20 protein-coding genes are annotated in these 17,951 nt (G+C 66.7%); 11 read left to right on the forward strand and 9 right to left on the reverse strand.

What is annotated here, in order from left to right; genetic code table 11:
• From VFH65_RS27780 to VFH65_RS27810, 7 genes are all read left to right on the forward strand, one after another.
• Positions 1-1,534, forward strand: a 1,534-nt coding sequence (locus tag VFH65_RS27780) for a long-chain-fatty-acid--CoA ligase (RefSeq protein WP_353326105.1), incomplete at its 5' end; no start/stop codon positions are given.
• 9 nt (positions 1,535-1,543) lie between these two features.
• Positions 1,544-2,503 (forward strand): o-succinylbenzoate synthase, encoded by a 960-nt coding sequence (locus tag VFH65_RS27785; protein ID WP_353326107.1) that lies wholly within the window; start codon positions 1,544-1,546, stop codon positions 2,501-2,503.
• Between the two features lie 53 nt (positions 2,504-2,556).
• Positions 2,557-3,525 carry a GlxA family transcriptional regulator gene (locus VFH65_RS27790; protein ID WP_353326108.1) on the forward strand — a complete coding sequence of 323 codons (969 nt, stop codon included), beginning with the start codon at positions 2,557-2,559 and terminating at the stop codon, positions 3,523-3,525.
• A gap of 15 nt (positions 3,526-3,540) precedes the next feature.
• Positions 3,541-4,296 carry a DJ-1/PfpI family protein gene (locus VFH65_RS27795; protein ID WP_353326110.1) on the forward strand — a complete coding sequence of 252 codons (756 nt, stop codon included), beginning with the start codon at positions 3,541-3,543 and terminating at the stop codon, positions 4,294-4,296.
• Positions 4,297-4,341: 45 nt separating this feature from the next.
• Positions 4,342-5,124, forward strand: coding sequence for an alpha/beta fold hydrolase (locus VFH65_RS27800; protein ID WP_353326112.1), 783 nt, complete (start codon positions 4,342-4,344; stop codon positions 5,122-5,124).
• A 2-nt stretch (positions 5,125-5,126) separates the two neighbouring features.
• Complete coding sequence (gene menD / locus VFH65_RS27805; protein WP_353326113.1) at positions 5,127-6,788, forward strand: 2-succinyl-5-enolpyruvyl-6-hydroxy-3-cyclohexene-1-carboxylic-acid synthase; 1,662 nt, start codon at positions 5,127-5,129, stop codon at positions 6,786-6,788.
• Between the two features lie 32 nt (positions 6,789-6,820).
• Positions 6,821-7,330: a DUF3592 domain-containing protein gene (locus VFH65_RS27810; RefSeq protein WP_353326138.1), complete on the forward strand. Its 510-nt coding sequence runs from the start codon at positions 6,821-6,823 to the stop codon at positions 7,328-7,330.
• A 76-nt stretch (positions 7,331-7,406) separates the two neighbouring features.
• Here the strand turns inward: VFH65_RS27810 and VFH65_RS27815 are convergent, their stop codons facing one another.
• Positions 7,407-8,090, reverse strand: a complete 684-nt coding sequence (locus VFH65_RS27815) for a DsbA family protein (RefSeq protein ID WP_353326115.1) — start codon at positions 8,088-8,090, stop codon at positions 7,407-7,409.
• Between the two features lie 133 nt (positions 8,091-8,223).
• Here VFH65_RS27815 and VFH65_RS27820 point away from each other — a divergent pair, with 133 nt between their 5' ends.
• Positions 8,224-9,351, forward strand: a complete 1,128-nt coding sequence (locus VFH65_RS27820; protein ID WP_353326117.1) for a glycosyltransferase family 4 protein — start codon at positions 8,224-8,226, stop codon at positions 9,349-9,351.
• 13 nt (positions 9,352-9,364) lie between these two features.
• On the opposite strand, the gene VFH65_RS27825 is transcribed toward VFH65_RS27820, so the two are convergent.
• Positions 9,365-10,189 carry an SDR family oxidoreductase gene (locus tag VFH65_RS27825; RefSeq protein WP_353326118.1) on the reverse strand — a complete coding sequence of 275 codons (825 nt, stop codon included), beginning with the start codon at positions 10,187-10,189 and terminating at the stop codon, positions 9,365-9,367.
• Positions 10,190-10,259: 70 nt separating this feature from the next.
• On the opposite strand from VFH65_RS27825, the gene VFH65_RS27830 reads away from it, so the two are divergent.
• Entirely contained in the window at positions 10,260-10,952 is a 693-nt protein-coding gene (locus VFH65_RS27830) for a demethylmenaquinone methyltransferase (RefSeq protein WP_353326120.1), read from the forward strand.
• Here VFH65_RS27830 and VFH65_RS27835 read toward each other — a convergent pair.
• From VFH65_RS27835 to VFH65_RS27855, 5 genes are all read right to left on the reverse strand, one after another.
• Positions 10,949-11,170, reverse strand: a complete 222-nt coding sequence (locus VFH65_RS27835) for a hypothetical protein (protein WP_353326122.1) — start codon at positions 11,168-11,170, stop codon at positions 10,949-10,951. The genes VFH65_RS27830 and VFH65_RS27835 overlap by 4 nt on opposite strands.
• A 96-nt stretch (positions 11,171-11,266) precedes the next feature.
• Entirely contained in the window at positions 11,267-11,698 is a 432-nt protein-coding gene (locus VFH65_RS27840; RefSeq protein ID WP_353326123.1) for a DUF488 family protein, read from the reverse strand.
• 8 nt (positions 11,699-11,706) lie between these two features.
• A complete protein-coding gene (locus tag VFH65_RS27845; protein ID WP_353326125.1) occupies positions 11,707-12,603 on the reverse strand; it encodes an alpha/beta hydrolase in 897 nt (298 codons plus the stop codon).
• Between the two features lie 23 nt (positions 12,604-12,626).
• Positions 12,627-13,628, reverse strand: a complete 1,002-nt coding sequence (locus VFH65_RS27850) for an alpha/beta fold hydrolase (protein WP_353326127.1) — start codon at positions 13,626-13,628, stop codon at positions 12,627-12,629.
• A 46-nt stretch (positions 13,629-13,674) separates the two neighbouring features.
• Positions 13,675-14,118 (reverse strand): GAF domain-containing protein, encoded by a 444-nt coding sequence (locus tag VFH65_RS27855; RefSeq protein ID WP_353326129.1) that lies wholly within the window; start codon positions 14,116-14,118, stop codon positions 13,675-13,677.
• 56 nt (positions 14,119-14,174) lie between these two features.
• Between VFH65_RS27855 and VFH65_RS27860 the strand changes: the two genes are divergently transcribed.
• Positions 14,175-14,459, forward strand: coding sequence for a hypothetical protein (locus VFH65_RS27860; RefSeq protein ID WP_353326131.1), 285 nt, complete (start codon positions 14,175-14,177; stop codon positions 14,457-14,459).
• On the opposite strand, the gene VFH65_RS27865 is transcribed toward VFH65_RS27860, so the two are convergent.
• Positions 14,460-16,025, reverse strand: a complete 1,566-nt coding sequence (locus VFH65_RS27865; RefSeq protein WP_353326133.1) for a phytoene desaturase family protein — start codon at positions 16,023-16,025, stop codon at positions 14,460-14,462.
• Between the two features lie 72 nt (positions 16,026-16,097).
• Here VFH65_RS27865 and VFH65_RS27870 point away from each other — a divergent pair, with 72 nt between their 5' ends.
• Positions 16,098-16,688 carry a TetR/AcrR family transcriptional regulator gene (locus VFH65_RS27870; protein WP_353326134.1) on the forward strand — a complete coding sequence of 197 codons (591 nt, stop codon included), beginning with the start codon at positions 16,098-16,100 and terminating at the stop codon, positions 16,686-16,688.
• Positions 16,689-16,768: 80 nt separating this feature from the next.
• Here VFH65_RS27870 and menJ read toward each other — a convergent pair.
• A partial coding sequence (gene menJ / locus VFH65_RS27875; RefSeq protein ID WP_353326136.1) for a menaquinone reductase occupies positions 16,769-17,951 on the reverse strand: 1,183 nt, incomplete at its 5' end.

Here is a 17,951-nt window from a genome sequence, read left to right on the forward strand (position 1 = left end):
ACGAACCGCCCACTGGGCGCAGACGAAACCCGATGCTGAGGCGTTCACCTACTTCGACCGAACATGGACGTGGGCCCAGTGGAACGACAGGGTGCGACGGCTCGCCGGCGCGCTCAAAGAACGTGGCATCAAACGCGGTGACGTGGTCGCGTTCCTGGACAAGAACCATCCTGCATGTGTGGAGTTGACGCTCGCCGCGGCGTCGCTGGGCGCCGCCAACGCGATCGTGAACTTCCGGCTGGCCGCCGACGAGCTGGACTACGTGATCAACGACTCGGACGCCAAGCTGCTGATCGTCGGCGCGGAATTGAAACCGACCGTCGACAAGATCCGCGACAAGCTCACCAACGTCGAACACGTCATCGAGGTCACTCCCGAAGGCGGCGAGGGCGACGAGTACGAGGCGCTGCTTGCCGATGCGACGCCTGTTGGCCGCGGCGACGATGTGGAACCCGACGACGTGTGCATCATCATGTATTCGTCTGGCACGACCGGCCGCCCCAAGGGTGTCGAGCTGACGCAGGCCAACCTGATCGCGCACACCGTCAACGCCCATGAGGGCTTCGAGTTCGATGAGGGCGACAAGAACATGGTGTCGATGCCGCTCTTCCATGTCGGCGGCTCGTCCTACGTACAGTTCGGGCTTCACGACGGAATTCCGAGCGTGATGACCAGGGAAGTTGACGGCATGTCGCTGGCCGGCGCAATCCTCAAGGGCGCCAACAGAACTTTCCTGGTTCCTGCGGTGTTGGCCAAGGTGTTGGAGTCGGGCGAGGATGCGGTCAAGCTGTTCGGAGCACTGAAGACGTACTCCTACGGCGCGTCACCGATGCCGCTGCCGTTGTTGCGCGCTGCGTTGGAGGCATGGCCGGACACCGATTTCATCCAGGCATACGGCCTCACGGAGGTTTGTGGCGTCATCAGTCATCTGCTCCCTGAGGACCATCGGGATACCGAGCACCCCGAGCGGCTGCAGAGCGCAGGAACGCTGGTGCCCAACGCCGAGGTACGCGTCGTCGACCCGGACACCCTCGAAGAAGTGCCGACCGGCGAACAAGGCGAATTGTGGTTCCGCACACCGCAGTTGATGAGGGGATATCACAACAAACCCGACGCGACGAAGGAGTCGATCACCGAAGACGGCTGGTTCCGCACCGGTGACATCGGCCGCGTCGACGAGGGCGGCTACGTGTTCGTCGAGGACCGCCTCAAGGACATGATCATCTCCGGGGGCGAGAACATTTACTCGATCGAGGTGGAACGAGTGCTCGCCGAACACCCGGCCGTAGCGGACGTCGCGGTCATCGGCGTGCCCGACGAGAAGTGGGGCGAGGTCGTGAAAGCCGTTGTCTCACTTGAGGGGGACGCCACCGCTGAGGATTTGATCGCGTGGTCACGTGAGCGGCTGGCGGCGTACAAGTGCCCGAAGAGCGTCGACATCACCGACGAGTTGCCGCGCAATCCGACCGGAAAGATCCTGAAAAAGGATCTGCGCAAGCCGTACTGGGAGGGCCGCGACCGCGCGACCGTCTAGCCTGATTCCGTGACACCGCCGCTGGACGACCTGCTTGGCCGCCTGCACGTCGTCGCGCTGCCGATGCGAGTTCGCTTCCGCGGCATCATGGTTCGCGAGATCGCGTTGGTCGACGGCCCGGCGGGCTGGGGCGAATTCGGCGCGTTTCTCGAATACGGACCGGCTGAGGCATCGTCGTGGCTGGCCGCGGGTATCGAAGCCGCGTACGAGCCGGCGCCCCAGGTGCGCCGCGACCTCGTTCCGATCAACGCCACCGTGCCTGCCGTCGGCCCCGATGAAGTGCCCGACGTCCTGGCCCGATTTCCCGGGGCACGCGCGGCGAAGGTGAAGGTCGCAGAGCCGGGCCAATCGCTGGCGCACGACGTCGCGCGGGTCAACGCGGTTCGCGCTCTGGTGCCGACCGTACGGGTGGACGCCAACGGCGGCTGGAGCGTGGCCGAAGCCGTCGAGGCGGCCAAGGCGTTGACGGCCGACGGCCCGCTGGAGTACCTCGAACAGCCGTGCGCGACGGTGCCCGAACTGGCCGAATTGCGCCGCCGCGTCGACGTGCCGATCGCCGCGGACGAGAGCATCCGCAAGGCTGAGGACCCACTTCACGTCGTGCGCTCTGGGGCGGCAGACATCGCGGTGCTCAAGGTCGCGCCGCTGGGCGGCGTGCGCAAGCTGCTGGACATCGCCACGCAGATCGACATCCCGATCGTGGTGTCCAGCGCCTTGGATTCGGCGGTCGGCATCGGCCGTGGGCTGCTGGCCGCCGCGGCGCTGCCGGAACTGCGGCATGCCTGCGGGCTGGGCACCGGCGGCCTGTTCGTCGAGGACGTGACGGAGCCGGTGTCGCCGGTCGACGGGTACCTGCCGGTCTCGGCGGTGAACCCGGACCCGGCGCGGCTCGCTGCCCTGGCTGTCGCACCCGAGCGCCGGCAGTGGTGGATCGACCGGGTGAAGGCCTGTTACCGCGCCATGTCCTAATTTGTGGGATACACGGCATAGACGCCACGCGCCAGGCCGCCGACACTAGGTTCATGGCGCGGCCGGTGTTGATCCTGGGGTTTCCCGGCGTGCAGGCACTCGACCTGGTCGGCCCGTCCGACGTGTTCACCAGCGCGACGCTGTACCTGCAGAGCCGGGGTCGCGGCGACGAGGGTTACGCCGTATCCGTCGTCTCGCAGAACGGTGAGCCTGCCACCTCCGGCACCGGGCTCGCGCTCGTCGCTCAACCGCTGCCCGATCCACGCCGGCCCATCGACACGTTGATCCTGCCCGGCGGGATGGGCGTCGACGCGGCGCGCCAAGACCCCGACATCATCGGCTGGATCCAGATTGTCGCCGAGAACGCGCGACGCGTCGTCAGCGTCTGTAACGGCGCCTTCCTTGCCGCACAGGCGGGTCTGCTCGACGGCTGCCCGGCAACCACGCATTGGGCGGCTGCCGACGGGCTGGCACACGAATTCCCATCCATCGCAGTCGATCCCGAGCCGATCTTCCTGCGAAGCTCATCGAAGGTCTGGACGGCGGCTGGCGTCACCGCTGGCATCGACCTGGCCCTGTCGCTGGTAGAGGACGACTACGGCACGGATGCCGCGCAGACGATCGCGCGTTGGCTCGTCATGTACCTGCGTAGGCCCGGCGGTCAGACGCAGTTCGCGGCCCCGGTGTGGATGCCCCGCGCCAAGCGGGCGCCGATCCGCGACGTCCAGGAAGCCATCGAGACCGAACCCGGTGGCGCGCACAGCATTCCAGAGCTAGCCCGTCGCGCAGCGATGAGCCCGCGCCACTTCACCCGGGTGTTCACCGACGAAGTCGGCGAGGCGCCAGGAGCGTACGTCGAAAGGATCCGCACCGAAGCCGCCCGCCGTCAGCTAGAAGAGACCGACGACACCGTCACCGTGATCGCGTCGCGGTGCGGCTTCGGTACCGCAGAGACCTTGCGCCGCAACTTCGTTCGACGCCTCGGTGTCTCGCCCGACCAGTACCGCAAGACGTTCGCCTAACCCAAGGAGATGGCAATGACACAGATCGCAATCGTGGTGTACCCCGGCTACACCGCACTCGATTTCATCGGCCCTTACGAGGTGCTGCGCAACCTGCCCGACGCCGAGGTGCGGTTCGTCTGGCACGAGCCCGGACCCATCGCCGCGGACTCCGGTGTGCTGCTCATCGGCGCGACGCACTCGTTCGACGAGACCCCGTCGCCCGACGTGATCCTGATTCCGGGCGGCATGACGACGATGGAGCACGCCCGCGACGAGAAGCTGCTCGACTGGGTGCGCCGGGCACATCAGACAGCGACGTGGACGGCGTCGGTGTGCTCGGGCTCGGTGATCCTCGCGTCGGCCGGGCTGCTCGAAGGCAAGCGGGCCACGTCGCACTGGGCTGCGATGCCGGCGCTGAAGGCGCTCGGCGTCACACCTGTCACTGACGAGCGGATCGTAGTCGCGAGAGCGACACCAAATGGCCTCGTCACCAGCGCGGGCGTCTCCGCGGGCATCGACCTGGGCCTATGGCTGGCAGGCCAGATCGCTGGGGAGAGCCGGGCCAAGACCATCCAGCTGATCATCGAATACGACCCGGAGCCGCCGTTCGACTCCGGTCACATGTCCAAGGCGTCGACCAGCACGAAGGCGGCAGCAACCGCGTGGCTGGGCAAGGACATGATCAAGCCCGCGCAGCTCAAGGCGACCACAGCGTTGATGTGGGAGGGCGCCGTCCGGACCGCCCGCAGCCGTCGCAAGCGGCGATTTGCGGAGCCGCAGCGGCGCTGAGCGCGGGTATCACTCCACAAATCGCTCTCTAGTACGGTCGTCGGGGTGAATCTGGCGTACGACGATCGCGGCAAGGGCGAGCCCATCCTGTTCATTGCGGGTCGCGGCGGTGCTGGCCGCACCTGGCACCTGCACCAGGTACCCGAGTTCCAGCGGGCGGGCTACCGCGCGATCACGTTCGACAACCGCGGCGTCGGCGAGACCGAGAAAGCCAGCGGCTTCACCACCGAGACCATGGTGGCCGACACCGCCGCGCTGATCGAGAAGCTCGACGCGGCGCCGGTGCGCATCGTGGCGGTGTCGATGGGCGCATTCATCGCCCAGGAGCTGATGCTCGCCCGCCCCGAGCTGGTCAGTCATGCGGTGCTGATGGCCACGAGAGGCCGCGCCGATCGCGCGCGCGAGTTCTTCCGCAACGCGGAGTGGGAGTTGGCCGATTCGGGCATCCGGCTGCCGCCCACCTATGACGCGAAAATGCGCCTGCTGGAAAGCTTTTCGCCGCGCACACTCAACGACGATCGCGTCGTCGGCGACTGGATCGACATGTTCACCATGTGGCCGACGAAGCCAACGCCGGGCCTGCAAACCCAGCTGGCCATCGGGCCGCAGGGCAACCGGCTGCTCGCTTACGGACGTATTAAGGCCCCCGTACTCGTCATCGGGTTCGCCGACGACGTGGTGCTGCCGCCGCACCTGGGCCGCGAGGTCGCCGACGCCATCCCGAACGCCCGCTACCTGGAGATTCCGGACACCGGACACCTCGGCTTCATCGAAAAACCGCAGGAAGTCAACGCCGCGGTGCTGAGATTCTTCGCCGATAGTCTGTAGTGGTGAACCCTTCGACGGCCCAAGCCCGTGTAGTCGTCGACGAACTGATTCGCGGCGGCGTCCGCGACGTCGTGTTGTGCCCGGGTTCGCGCAACGCGCCGCTGGCCTTCGCGCTGAACGACGCCGACCGCGCCGGCCGGATCCGCCTGCACGTGCGTATCGACGAGCGCACCGCGGGCTACCTGGCGATCGGGCTGGCGGTCGCCGAGCGTGCGCCTGTCTGCGTGGCGATGACGTCGGGCACCGCGGTGGCCAACCTCGGGCCAGCGGTGGTGGAGGCCAACTACGCGCGCGTACCGCTTATCGTGCTGTCAGCCAACCGGCCCTACGAGCTACTGGGCACCGGCGCCAACCAGACATTCGAGCAGCTGGGCTATTTCGGAACGCAGGTGCGGGCGACGATCAGCCTGGGCCTTTCCGAGGACGCGCCAGAGCGGATGGACTCACTCAACGCGCAGTGGCGATCGGCGACGTGCCGAGTTCTGGTGGCCGCCACGGGATCTCGTACCGCCAATGCCGGCCCGGTGCAATTCGACATCCCGCTGCGCGAGCCGTTGGTGCCGGATCCCGCGTCCGACCCGGCCGCGAGCTACGTCCCGGAGGGACGCCCGAACGGCAAGCCGTGGACCCACACGCCGCCGGTCACGTTCGACCAGCCGCTCGACATCGACCTGACGCCGGATACCGTCGTCATCGCCGGGCACGGCGCGGGTGTGCACCCGAATCTCGCGGCGCTGCCGACCGTCGCCGAGCCGACCGCCCCGCCCGCGGCCAACCCGCTGCACCCGTTCGCGTTGCGGCTGGTCCGCCCGAAGCAGGTCATCATGCTGGGCCGCCCGACGCTGCACCGGCCGGTGTCGGCACTGCTGGCCGACCCGTCAGTGCCGGTGTACGCGCTGACCACCGGCCCACGCTGGCCCGACGTGTCGGGTAACTCGCAGGCCACCGGCACCCGCGCGGTCACGTCCGGTGAACCGAACCCGGCGTGGCTGCATCGCTGCGCAGAGGTCAACCGGCATGCCACCGAGGCGGTCCGCAGCCAGCTCAAGGCGCATCCGCTGAAGACGGGACTGCACGTCGCGGCTGCGGTGGCCGATGCCATGCGGCCGGGGGATCAGCTGGTGCTCGGCGCATCGAACCCGGTGCGCGACGCGGCGCTGGTCGGGCTGAACACCCAGGGCATCAAGGTCCGGTCCAACCGGGGCGTCGCGGGCATCGACGGCACGGTGTCGACGGCAATCGGGGCGGCGCTGGCGCACGACCGGAGCCGCTCGGCCGGCGACATCAGGCCACCGCGGACTGTCGCGTTGATCGGGGACCTGACTTTCGTGCACGACAGCTCAGGGCTGCTGATCGGGCCGACGGAGCCGACGCCGCGCAACCTGACGATCGTGGTGTCCAACGACAACGGTGGCGGCATATTCGAACTGCTCGAGCAGGGCGATCCGCGGTTCTCCGATGTGTCGTCGCGAATCTTCGGCACGCCCCACGATGTCGACGTCGGCGCGCTGTGCCGGGCCTATCACGTGGAGAGCAGGCAGATCGAGGCCGACGACCTCGTCGGCGCGCTCGATGAGCCCTTCGACGGGATGCGGGTGCTGGAGGTGAAGGCCGACCGGTCGTCGCTGCGCGCATTGCACGCTTCGATCAAGGCGGCATTGTGAGCGGAGCGACCAAGACGTCCGCTGCGAAGCGTCTGAATGCCTTGGCGCGCAAGCTGTTTCCGCGACTGTCCGTCGAGCCGAACGAGACGCGATCGCAACGCATTCTGCGGCGGGTGCGCATCGGCATCGTGGTTGCCGCGTGCTTGGTGACGTTGCAGTCGGTGCTGCTTGTGCTCGGCGCGTGGCGCAACGACCGGCAGATCGAACGTCACATGGGCGTCGCGGAAGCCAACGTGCTCAGCGCGGGACCGCGCCGTTCGACGATCGAGTTCGTCACACCCGACCGCGTCACCTACCGCCCCGAACTCGGGGTGCTGTACCCGTCCGAGTTGGACGAAGGCATGCGGATCTACGTCGAGTACGACGAGAACAATCCCGACTTGGTGCGGGTACGGGACCGCGACGCATCGCTGGCGATCATCCCCGCGGGCTCGATCGCGGTGGTCGGCTGGTTGATTGCCGGCGCAGCACTATTCGGGACCGTCATGGTGGAGCGCAGGCTTTCGTCGCGCGAGGTGGCATCGCGAGAGTATGGGATATGACGGGAATCGGGAAAAATCCGTCACATTCCCTACTTTCGGCGCAATTCTCGTCCCCACCGCGGAGCCCTGCGCAAGGTCAGGACTGAACGAGCTTGTTCAGCCAGTCGTCGTCGTAAATGTCCAACTTCTCGTCCGCCGCGGGGTCGTAAACCGTTGGTGTGCCTGCCGCTGCCACGTCGATCTCGAAGAGGTACTGGAAGTTCGCCTGGTCCATATCGACGACGTTGACCGCCTCGCCGCCGTCGGCGATCTTCGACGCGACAGCCTCCGGCATGCCCGCCTTCTTGGCCATGTCGGCCATTTCCTCGTCGCTGGGGCCTGGCCCGCCGAGGTCCTGGTTGGCCCACAGCTCCGCGACGAACCGCTGAAACTGGGTGCCCGTCGCCTTCTGTCCGTCCGCTTCTTCGGCGGCAAGGAACATCGCGTTGCTCACCCGTGCGGAGTGGCCGCCGGGTTCGTCGTCGAGGAACGTCACCGGGCGGTAGGTGACCTTCAGCGCGCCGACGCCGATGTAGTACGCGAGCTGGTCGCCGAAATCGGCCTGCAGGTCGGCGCAGTGACTGCACTGCGGCTCGGTGAAGATCTCGATCCGGGCCGGAGCGTTTTCGAAGCCGGCCACGACGCCGAAGCCGTCCTCGCTCAACTCGACCGGCGCCTTGTTCGGGTCGGGCGCCGCGGTGCCAGAAACCTGTTTGGTGCAGCCGACGGCGCCGAGCAGCAGCGCTACCGTCAACACCACCACGGCCGGGGATATCCGCATGTCAACCGTCCTTCTTTGTGCGCACGATACTGGATACGCAATAAGCGGATCAGCGGTTCACCGGCACGAAGTCTTTGCGTGTCGTATCCCCGCAAGCAACCTTCGCGAAAGTCGCTGATGGAACGATCTTGGTGTGCGCGTTGCAATCGTCGCAGAGTCTTTCCTCCCGAATGTCAACGGCGTCACCAACTCGGTGCTTCGGGTGATCGAGCACCTCCGTCGCACCGGTCACGAAGTTCTGGTCGTCGCCCCGGACACGCCGCGGGGTCAACCACCGGCCGACAAGGTGCACGAGGGAATCCGGGTGCATCGGGTCCCGTCGCGAATGTTCCCCAAGATCACCTCGTTGCCGCTCGGTGTGCCTCGGCCACGGATGGTCGGGGTGTTGCGCGGATTCGAGCCCGATGTCGTACATTTGGCGTCGCCGGCGCTGCTGGGATACGGCGGCCTACACGCCGCACGCTATCTCGGTGTGCCGACCGTCGCCGTATTCCAAACGGACGTGGCGGGTTTCGCGCAAAGCTATGGCATCGGTATCGCATCGCGAGCGGCATGGGCGTGGACGCGTCATCTGCACAGCCGCGCCGACCGAACACTGGCCCCCTCCACGTCGGCGATGGAAAACCTTGCTGCTCACCGCATTCCGCGCGTGCACAAGTGGGCGCGCGGCGTTGACATCACCGGCTACGCTCCGTCTGCGCGTGACGAAGCCCTGCGGCGGCAGTGGTCCCCGGACGGCAGGCCGATCGTCGGATTCGTCGGTCGGCTCGCACCGGAGAAACACGTCGAGCGCCTGCAGGTGCTGGCACACCGAAGCGATCTTCAGGTGGTCATCGTCGGCGACGGCGTCGACAAGGCCAAGCTCCAAAGCGCGCTTCCGTCAGCCGTTTTCACCGGCGCCCTGTATGGCGAGCAGCTCGCCACCGCATACTCCAGCATGGACGTCTTCGTGCACCCCGGCGAACACGAGACGTTCTGCCAGGCGGTGCAGGAGGCGATGGCGTCCGGTCTGCCCGTCATCGCTCCTGACGCCGGCGGCCCGCGAGACCTGGTCGCGCCGTACCGCACCGGGTTGTTGCTGCCGGTCGACGCGTTCGAGGCCAAGCTGCCCGAGTCCGTCGACCACTTGATCGCCGAACGCCACCGCTACTCGGTGGCCGCGCGCCGCAGCGTGCTGGGCCGGACCTGGCCCGCTATCTGCGACGAGCTGCTCGGCCACTACGAGGCTGTGCAAGGGGCACGCCGGCTCAAGGCCGCGTGATCGCGCGTGGAAATCAGCCCTGCGCCTCGAGCGCGACGTGCTGCCATTCCTCCCACGTCTTGAGCCGGTTCTCGTAGTCGGCCTTGGCCAGCTGCAGCGGCAGCTCCCCGAAGAACACGCGCAGCGGCGGGTTATCGGCGTCGACGATCTTGAGCACGGCGCGCGCGGACGCGTTCGGGTCACCGGGCTTCGACATGCGCTGGCTGCGGATCCTGTCCGCTTCGGCATGAATCTCCGCGTAGGCAGGCAGCGGCTCGGAGCGCTTGGACGACGAGCCGGCCCAGTCCGTGGAGAACCCGCCCGGCTCGATCAACGTCACGTGGATGCCGAACGACTCGACCTCCTGCGCCAGCGCTTGCGAGAAGCCCTCCAACGCCCACTTCGACGCGTGGTAGATGCCGACGTTCTGGAACGCAGTGATCCCGCCGATCGACGACACCTGGATGATGTGCCCGTTGCGCTGCTCGCGTAGATACGGCAGCGCGGCCTGGGTAACCCACAGCGCGCCGAAGACGTTCGTTTCGATCTGGTCGCGCGCCTCTTGCTCGGTGAGCTCCTCGATGAAGCCGAAGTGGCCGTATCCGGCGTTGTTGACGACGACGTCGAGCCGGCCGAAATGGTCGTGGGCCTGCCTGACCGCGGCGAAGTCCGCGTCGCGATCCGTCACGTCGAGCTGGATGGGCAGCAGCGCGTCGCCGAACTTTTCCGTCAGGTCGCTCAGGGTCGCGATATCGCGTGCGGTGGCCGCGACCTTGTCGCCGCGGTCGAGGGCCGCAATCGCCCACTCCCGACCGAAGCCGCGTGATGTTCCGGTGATGAACCAAACTTTTTCAGTCACGCAGGGGGTAATGCCCACTAGGGCACTCCGCATTCCCGGGCGCGCCACGTTCACAGGTAGTTTTACGTTCGTGAACCGGGCGACGCTGGACAAGGACCCACATGAAGTGGCGTCGATGTTCGACGCCGTGGCGAGGCGCTACGACCTGACCAACACCGTGCTGTCGCTCGGGCAGGACCGGTTCTGGCGGCGGGCGACGCGCTCGGCCCTGCGGATCGGGCCCGGCGACAAGGTGCTCGACCTGGCGGCGGGCACGGCGGTGTCGACGGTGGAGCTGGCAGGCTCCGGCGCGTGGTGTGTAGCCGCAGACTTCTCGGTCGGCATGCTGGCGGCGGGCGCCGACAGACGGGTGCCGAAGGTCGCCGGTGATGCGACGCGGCTGCCGTTCGGTGACGAAGTGTTCGACGCGGTGACGATCAGCTTCGGGTTGCGCAACGTCGTCGACAATGCGGCGGGGCTGCGTGAGATGGCGCGGGTGACGCGGCCGGGCGGGCGGCTGGTGGTGTGCGAGTTCTCGACGCCGACGAACCGGCTGTTCGCGACGGCCTACAAGGAGTACTTGATGCAGGCGCTGCCGCGGATCGCGCGAGCGGTGTCGTCGAATCCGGACGCCTACGTCTATCTGGCCGAGTCGATTCGCGCGTGGCCCGACCAAGCCCAACTGGCGCACCGGATTTCGGACGCGGGCTGGTCTGCGGTGCGGTGGCGCAATCTCAGCGGAGGCATTGTCGCACTGCACGCGGCGACGAAACCGTTGCGCTAGTTGGGCGCGTGGATACCGCTACTCATATCCGGCGCCAGGAGCACGTCGCCCAAGCTGTGTTGCGCTGGGGGAGAGGGCTGTTCGCTTGTCGGAGCGCAGACGCCAACGTAGAGCAGTTCCTCGCAGGGCCCGGAGGGGTTGGCCGCGGCGGAGGCGGCCGAACCTAGTGCGAGGGCCGCTGCGGCGATCGCGGTGAATATCAGTTTCCGTGCGGGCATTGTGGATCCTTCCACTGACCCTTAACGCCTATGCGGTCCAGAGTAGTCCCGTAACCGGCCTGTTCACAGCCTCTTTTGGAAGCTGCAACGATTAGCTCAGCTCCGCAAGTGGCTGACGTGCAGACTCGGATTCAGCTCGACCAGCGCGTCGGTGACCATCGTCCGATGGCATTCGGATGCATTGCGCTCGAAGCATATTAGAGCCACGGAATGTTGCCCGGCCAGGTCGCTGATGTGCTCGAGCGCGTCACGCCCCTCGGATGATAGGAGGACGGCACTGTATCGCGCTCGCGCGGAACTCTCACCACGACGGAAGGCGTCGCGGTTGTCACGCGGGTTGCCCAGCTGCGGCAGGTGAACGTAGCCGATACCTGCTTCCGCCAGCCGCGCCGTCAGTCGGTTCTTCGACATGCCGGGCTTTCGGGACAGTGGCGTAAGGCGAACGTCGACAAGCACTTCCACGCCGGCAGCGGCAAGCGTGTCGATGAGGTCGTCGACGGTGCGGTCTTGATAACCGACCGTCCACACGGTGCCGCTCAGCTGACCGCTCGCCGGACGTGATCAGCGATCATGTCATACATTCGTCGCGTGATATCGGTGGCGTCGCTCATGATGTTGTAGCCATGATCGACGCCCTTCACCTCGTGGTACTCGGCGAGCGCGCCTGCAGAAGCGAGTTTGTCCGCATACCGTTTCGCTTCATCGCGCAGACGGTCGAACTCGGCGGTGATAACCAGGGCCGGCGCGATGCCGGTGAGCTCGTCGGCGTTGGTGCCCCATGCGGGTGAGACCAATCGATGGCGCCGCTGCTCGCGATCGGGAACGTAGGCGGTGTCGAACACCTCACCCATCCACGGCTTGAGTAAGGCGCGCGATCCTATGGGTGAGCTCTTGTCGACGGTCGGTGTCGCCAAGTCCAGCGGCGCGTAGTGCAACACCTGCAACGCGATTGGCGGACCGCCGTTTTCGAGTGCCATCCGCGACACGGCCGCCGACAGGTTGCCTCCTGCGCTTTGGCCTCCGACGCACAGCCGGCCGCCGTCCCAGTCGCGTTCCGGCGCTGCCGCCCATCCCAGCACGTCATAGATCTGCTCCACCGGTGTCGGAAAGCGTTTGTGCGGTGCCAATACGTAATCGGTATTGATCACAACAACATTGGCGTGGGCGGCGAGGTAGCGGCACCACGGATCATCCTGTTCGCGGTGGCCGACCACGAACCCTCCGCCGTGGGCATTGACGTACACGCCGGCCGGCGTTGCCTTCGGGTGGTAGATCGTCGCAGCGACGGTTCCGTGCCGGGTGGCGATGGTGGTCTCGGTGGTACGGCCGGCAATCTCGGGGAACCTGACCCCGGGCTTTGGGGCAGGGTTGACGACCGCGCCGAACAGCCGCGACACGGCGTCGGCCACGAGCGGCCTGGAAAGTATCGACACGTTTCTCCTAACGCCGTTTCCGGTCAGTGCCCGTCGGCCGCGACGATCGCGTCGGCGAACTGCTGCGGTGCCTCCTGCGGCACGTTGTGCCCGATGCCGTCGAGGACGCGGTGCGAGTAGGGCCCGGTGAACATCTTGCGGTAGGACGCGCCGTCCTTGTTGGGGCCGTCGAAATCGCTGCCGATCGTGATGGTCGGCACGGTGATCGGCGGGTTGGTGGCCAGCTTACGGTCGATGTCGTCGTACGGCGGTTCGCCGGGCGCCAGGCTCAGCCGCCAGCGGTAGTTGTGGATGACGATGTCGACATGATCGGGGTTGGTAAACGCCGCAGCCGAGCGGTCATACGTGGCATCGTCGAACTTCCACGTCGGTGAGGCTTGCTGCCAGATCAGCTTGTTGAAGTCGTGGGTGTTCTGGCGGTAGCCGTCGACACCGCGCTGCGTGGCGAAGTAGTACTGATACCACCAGCCGTGTTCGGCCTGCGGGCTCAGAGGTCGTTGATTGGCAACGAGATTCACGATGAGATATCCGCTGACTGTAACCAGCGCCTTGACCCGATCGGGCCACACCGCGGCGACGATGTCGGCTGTCCGTGCGCCCCAGTCGAATCCAGCGATCACTGCGCGCGGGATGTCAAGCGCATCCATGAACGCGATGACGTCGGTGGCCAGGGCGGCCTGCTGGCCGTTGCGGAAGGTGTCGGCCGAACGGAACCGCGTGCTGCCGTAGCCGCGAAGGTATGGCACGAGGACCCGGTAGCCGCGCTCCGCCAGCATTGGTGCCACGTCGACGTAGCTGTGGATGTCGTAGGGCCACCCGTGCAGCAGGATCACCGGAGGGCCGTCGGCGGGGCCGTCCTCGGCATATCCGACGTTCAGTACGCCGGCGTCGACCTGCTTGAGCGACGCGAACGACGTGCGTGAAGGCGCAGGCGCAGCGGGCTGGGGAGCGGTCGCGCAGGACGCCAACGAGGTCGCGGCGGCGGCTAGTCCGACGGTGCGGGCGAAATCGCGTCGTGTGATCACCGGGCACATGCTGGCCGACGCAAAATGGACTTGCAAGTCCACTGGGCTAGCCGGATCGCGCATCCCATATCTGCTGGGTCTGCGCGCCGACATGCGGGTCATGGGTCTGTTGGAAATTGCGTCCACCTCGCCCGAAGGTGGCGATGACGGCCGCGGGTACCTCGGGTTCGAGCACGGGCTCGGGCAGCCACCGGGTGGGCCGGACGTGAACGAGATCAACCGCGGAGGCCGCGTCGTCGGCGTCGTAGAAGTAGCGTCCATCGATGCGGCCCAGCCAGTACAACCCCTCCGCGTCACGGGTCCACACAAACGAGCCGTCGTCAATCTCGGCGAACCGGGCGATGCGGCGAGCAAGCCGGTCATCGGGGTGCTTCGCGCCACCGAAGCCGCAGAGTCCCAGCGCCTTCGCGCGGTCAATGGTCGCCTGGAGGTCTACGTCGTCGCGTCGCGAGCGCATCGGCGCACGGTAGACACACGTCTGGGCGGGCATACGCGTGGATACCCGATATGCTGCTCCCTGCTCAACCCACTGATAGGAGTCCGGTGGTGGCCACGTTCTGGCGCTACATCCGCATCCAGTTAACGGTGTTCGTGTTCGGCTGCGTCGGCCCGATCTTCTTGATCGTCTTCTTTTCGACGCAGCCCGATCCCTCCACCAAATTCTTCTACTGGGCCGGGTTGTTCATCACTGCGGCCGACGTGTTCATCGCGCTCGCCCTCACCAAAGCCAGCGACCCGAATAAGCCGCCCGCCGATGTAAGAGTCGCGGCGGCCGTCGCCAAGCGCATGCAAGGCCGCAACAGCGACCACGAGTCATCCTCGTCCGGCTAGCTACCCGGCCACGTCGTCGAGCGCCGCGTAGGCGGCGTTGTACCCCGGGATGAATGTAATGCCCGGGCCGCCATGGCATCCCGCGCCGCCCAGGTATAGCCCGTCGATCGGGATGGGCTGATCGAGAAATCCCTTCGGCCCGGGCCGGTGTGGCCCCATCAGGTCGGGGTGCAGCAGGCCGTGGCAGAAGTCGCCCTCTGGCGCGGCGAACATGGTTTGCATGTGATACGGCGCGAAGGTGATGTGCCGGATCTGAATGTCCTTGAAATTCGGTGCAAACCGGGTGATCTTGTCGATGACCTTCTGCGCCATCTCGTTCTTGAGCCTGCCGTGTTGTTCTCGGTCGGCCTCGACGGGAAAGGAGTAGGCGAACGCGCTGGCGGCGTGCTTTCCTGGCGGTGCCAGGCTCGGGTCGTTGGCGGACGGGATCTGCATTCCCATCGACGGATTGTCGGGTATCACACCGCGTCGGCAGTCCTCCCATTGGCGCTGCTGCTCCTCGGGCGAGCCGAAGATGCCGATCGACTGCTGCATGCCGGGTTCGTTGAGGAAGTCGTATGGGGGCGCGAACTCCGGCAGTCCATCGAGCGCGAAATGTATTTGGACATAGGGTGATCGGTGATCGCGAGCGGTGACGCGGGAAACGAGATCGGCGGGTAGGTGTTCGGCGCCGACCAGGCCGGTCAGTGTCAGGTCGGGTGCCAGGTTGGATACGACGACGGGCGCAGACACCGTCGAGCCGTCGCGCAGCCGCACCCCGGTGACACGGTCCTTGTCGACCAGGATCTTGTCGACCTTGGCGCGGAATCGCAACTCTCCGCCGTCGTCGACGAACCTTCGGCGTAGGTGCTCGGTGAGCGCGCCGATACCGCCTTCGAGCTTGGTCATCATCGCGGTGCTGTCGTCGGGGACGGCGAGCGCGAACGCCAAACACGTTGCGCTGCCGGGTGTGTATGGCCCGCGGTAGGTCGAGTTGACGGCGAGAAAGGCTAGCATGCCGCGCATCACCGCGTGCTTGTCCTTGTCGGGCAGGTACTTGTCGATGACGTCCATCGCCGACCCGAAGAGCATTTCGTGGACGGCGGCACGCTCGGCTTCGTTCGCCGCGCACGCGTACATCTCGTCGAGTGTGTTCGGTGGGGTACGAACATCGAAGCGGCCCAGCGCTTTTGCGGGTCCTTGACTCCATCCGATCAGCTGGGCCATGCCCATGACGGCGTCGGCGCCGTGCTTGTCGCCGAGGTGTGTCATCAGCGCCATCGGGTCGCGGTAGAACACCATCGGTTCTTCGTCGCCCTCGCCGATGTTGACCGACATGACGTCGGACTGCACCGTCGGCAGCGTGTTCAGCCCGAGCTCGTCGGCGATAACGCTGGCGGTGGGGAACTGCACGGAGCCGGCGATCTCGTAGCGGAAGCCGTCGATCAGCTCGACGGTCGCCGCCATGCCGCCGCAATAGGTGTTGGCTTCGAGGCAGAGGGTGCGCAGCCCCGCGCGCTGCAGGACCGTAGCGGCGGTCAGCCCGTTATGGCCGGCGCCGACCACTATCGCGTCATAGTCAGTCATGGCGGCAGAGTATGTCAGTACTGACATAATTGTGTCGGTAATGCCGAGATTGTCGGATACGATGAGCCGGCCATGCCGACGACCACCAACCTGCACGAGCTGCGCCGCCGATCGACGCGTGAGGCGCTGCGGCGTTGCGCGCTGGAGAGCTTCGCCCGCAAGGGCTTCACGAATGTGACGGTCACCGAACTGGCCGAGGACGCGGGCGTCACGCAACGGACGTTCTTCCGGCACTTCCCGACCAAAGAGGCGGTGCTGTTCCAGGACTACGAGACGCACCTGGATTGGCTGGCCGAGGCGCTGGCGCTGCGACCGGCTTCAGAGTCCCTGTTCGATGCGGTGCTGGCCAGTGTCGCGAGTTTCCCGCACGACGTGGAAATTGTTCGTCAGGCCGCGCTGATGCGGGCGACGTTGATCAGCGGTGAGCGCATCGCCGGTCATCTGCGGGTGGTGCAGGCGTCTTTCGCGAATGTGCTGACCGACTTCGTGCAAAAGCGCTTTGACGCCTCGGACCTCGTCGCGGAGGTAGCAGGCGCGACGCTGGCCGCGGCTCTTGTTGTGGCCGTGGAGAATTGGGGACGCGGCGGCTGCACCGGCGACCTCGGTCAGCTCGTCGCCGACAGTCTTGCCTTGGTGCGTTCCGGGCTGTCGCCACTCAGCTGAACTTCCGCGAGTGACCGTGTCTGCACGTCGACACGCCGCGAAAGGACGTACAAACGCGGTCGCTCGCGGGGAGGCCTACGTCAGCTGAAGGGTGGGCGCCCGTCGAGCCGACGCGAACCCGCGCCGGCGCGCCGCCACACCCGGGCGACCCAATCGGCGTCCTCGTCGGTGACGAAGTTGCCCATCACCCGCACCGCAATGTTCATCAGAAATTCCGACCGCATCGCGATCGGTCCCGTCGACGGCAGGAACCGCGGAATCGTCAGCAGCAGGGCCAGCCGCCGTGCGACCGAGAACCCTCGCGCGTAATGCGCCGACAGCACAGCCGGCCACGCAGAAGTCAGGTCACCGGTGCCGAGCAGCTCGGCGGCCAGCCGGCCGGTCTCCAGCCCGTAATCGATGCCCTCGCCGTTGAGGGGATTGACGCAGGCCGCCGCGTCGCCGATCAGCATCCAGTTCGGCCCGGCCACTCCCGACACCGCGCCGCCCATCGGCAACAAAGCTGACAACGCCAAACGCGGCTCCCCGGTAAAGCCCCACTCCTCGCAGCGCAGCCCGGTGTAGTACGACATCAGCGGCCGCAGCGCCGCATCGGCCGGGCGCTTCGACGTCGCCAGCGCGCCGACGCCAATGTTCACCTCGCCGGTGCCCAGCGGGAAGATCCAGCCATAGCCGGGCAGCACTTCCCCTTCCGGTGAGCGCAGCTCCAGATGTGAGGTGATCCACGGTTCGTTGCTGCGCGGCGTCGCGATGTAGCCGCGGATCGCCACGCCGTACACAGTCTGTTGATGCCACTGCCGGCCCAAGACGCGACCCAAAGTAGACCGTGCCCCGTCGGCGACGATCAGTTCCTCGCAGCCGACCTCGGCGCCGGAATCCAGCTGCAACGACGACACGCGTCCCGACGAATCATGCTGAACACCAACGGCTTTGACGCCCAGCAGCATCTTGGCGCCGTCGTCGACGGCGACCATGCGGATGCGGTCGTCGAGTTCGGTGCGGGGGACCGCGCTGGACGTCGACGGGAACGACGGGCCCGGCCACGCGACTTCCACGTCGGCGCCGAATCCGGATAGCCGCAGCCCGCGGTGCGCGATCCGGCCGTCGAGCCACGGCCCTAGGCCCAGTTGCTGCATCTCGGCCACCGCACGCGGGGTGAGTCCGTCGCCGCAGGCCTTGTCGCGTGGGAATTGAGCGGAATCGATCACCAGCACGTCACGCCCGGCGCGACAGGCCCAGGCGGCCGCCGCGGAACCGGCTGGC

Origin of the sequence: Mycobacterium sp., from assembly GCF_035697385.1 — a bacterium.
In the GTDB taxonomy this organism is placed as follows: Bacteria; Actinomycetota; Actinomycetes; order Mycobacteriales; family Mycobacteriaceae; genus Mycobacterium.

Coding starts and splice junctions, on each gene's coding strand:
- VFH65_RS27865 (WP_353326133.1), bottom strand. CDS start 16,025: ATGACTGACTATGACGCGATAGTGGTCGGCGCCGGCCATAACGGGCTG.
- VFH65_RS27870 (WP_353326134.1), top strand. CDS start 16,098: ATGCCGACGACCACCAACCTGCACGAGCTGCGCCGCCGATCGACGCGT.
- VFH65_RS27855 (WP_353326129.1), bottom strand. CDS start 14,118: ATGCCCGCCCAGACGTGTGTCTACCGTGCGCCGATGCGCTCGCGACGC.
- VFH65_RS27790 (WP_353326108.1), top strand. CDS start 2,557: ATGGCGCGGCCGGTGTTGATCCTGGGGTTTCCCGGCGTGCAGGCACTC.
- VFH65_RS27795 (WP_353326110.1), top strand. CDS start 3,541: ATGACACAGATCGCAATCGTGGTGTACCCCGGCTACACCGCACTCGAT.
- VFH65_RS27815 (WP_353326115.1), bottom strand. CDS start 8,090: ATGCGGATATCCCCGGCCGTGGTGGTGTTGACGGTAGCGCTGCTGCTC.
- VFH65_RS27835 (WP_353326122.1), bottom strand. CDS start 11,170: ATGCCCGCACGGAAACTGATATTCACCGCGATCGCCGCAGCGGCCCTC.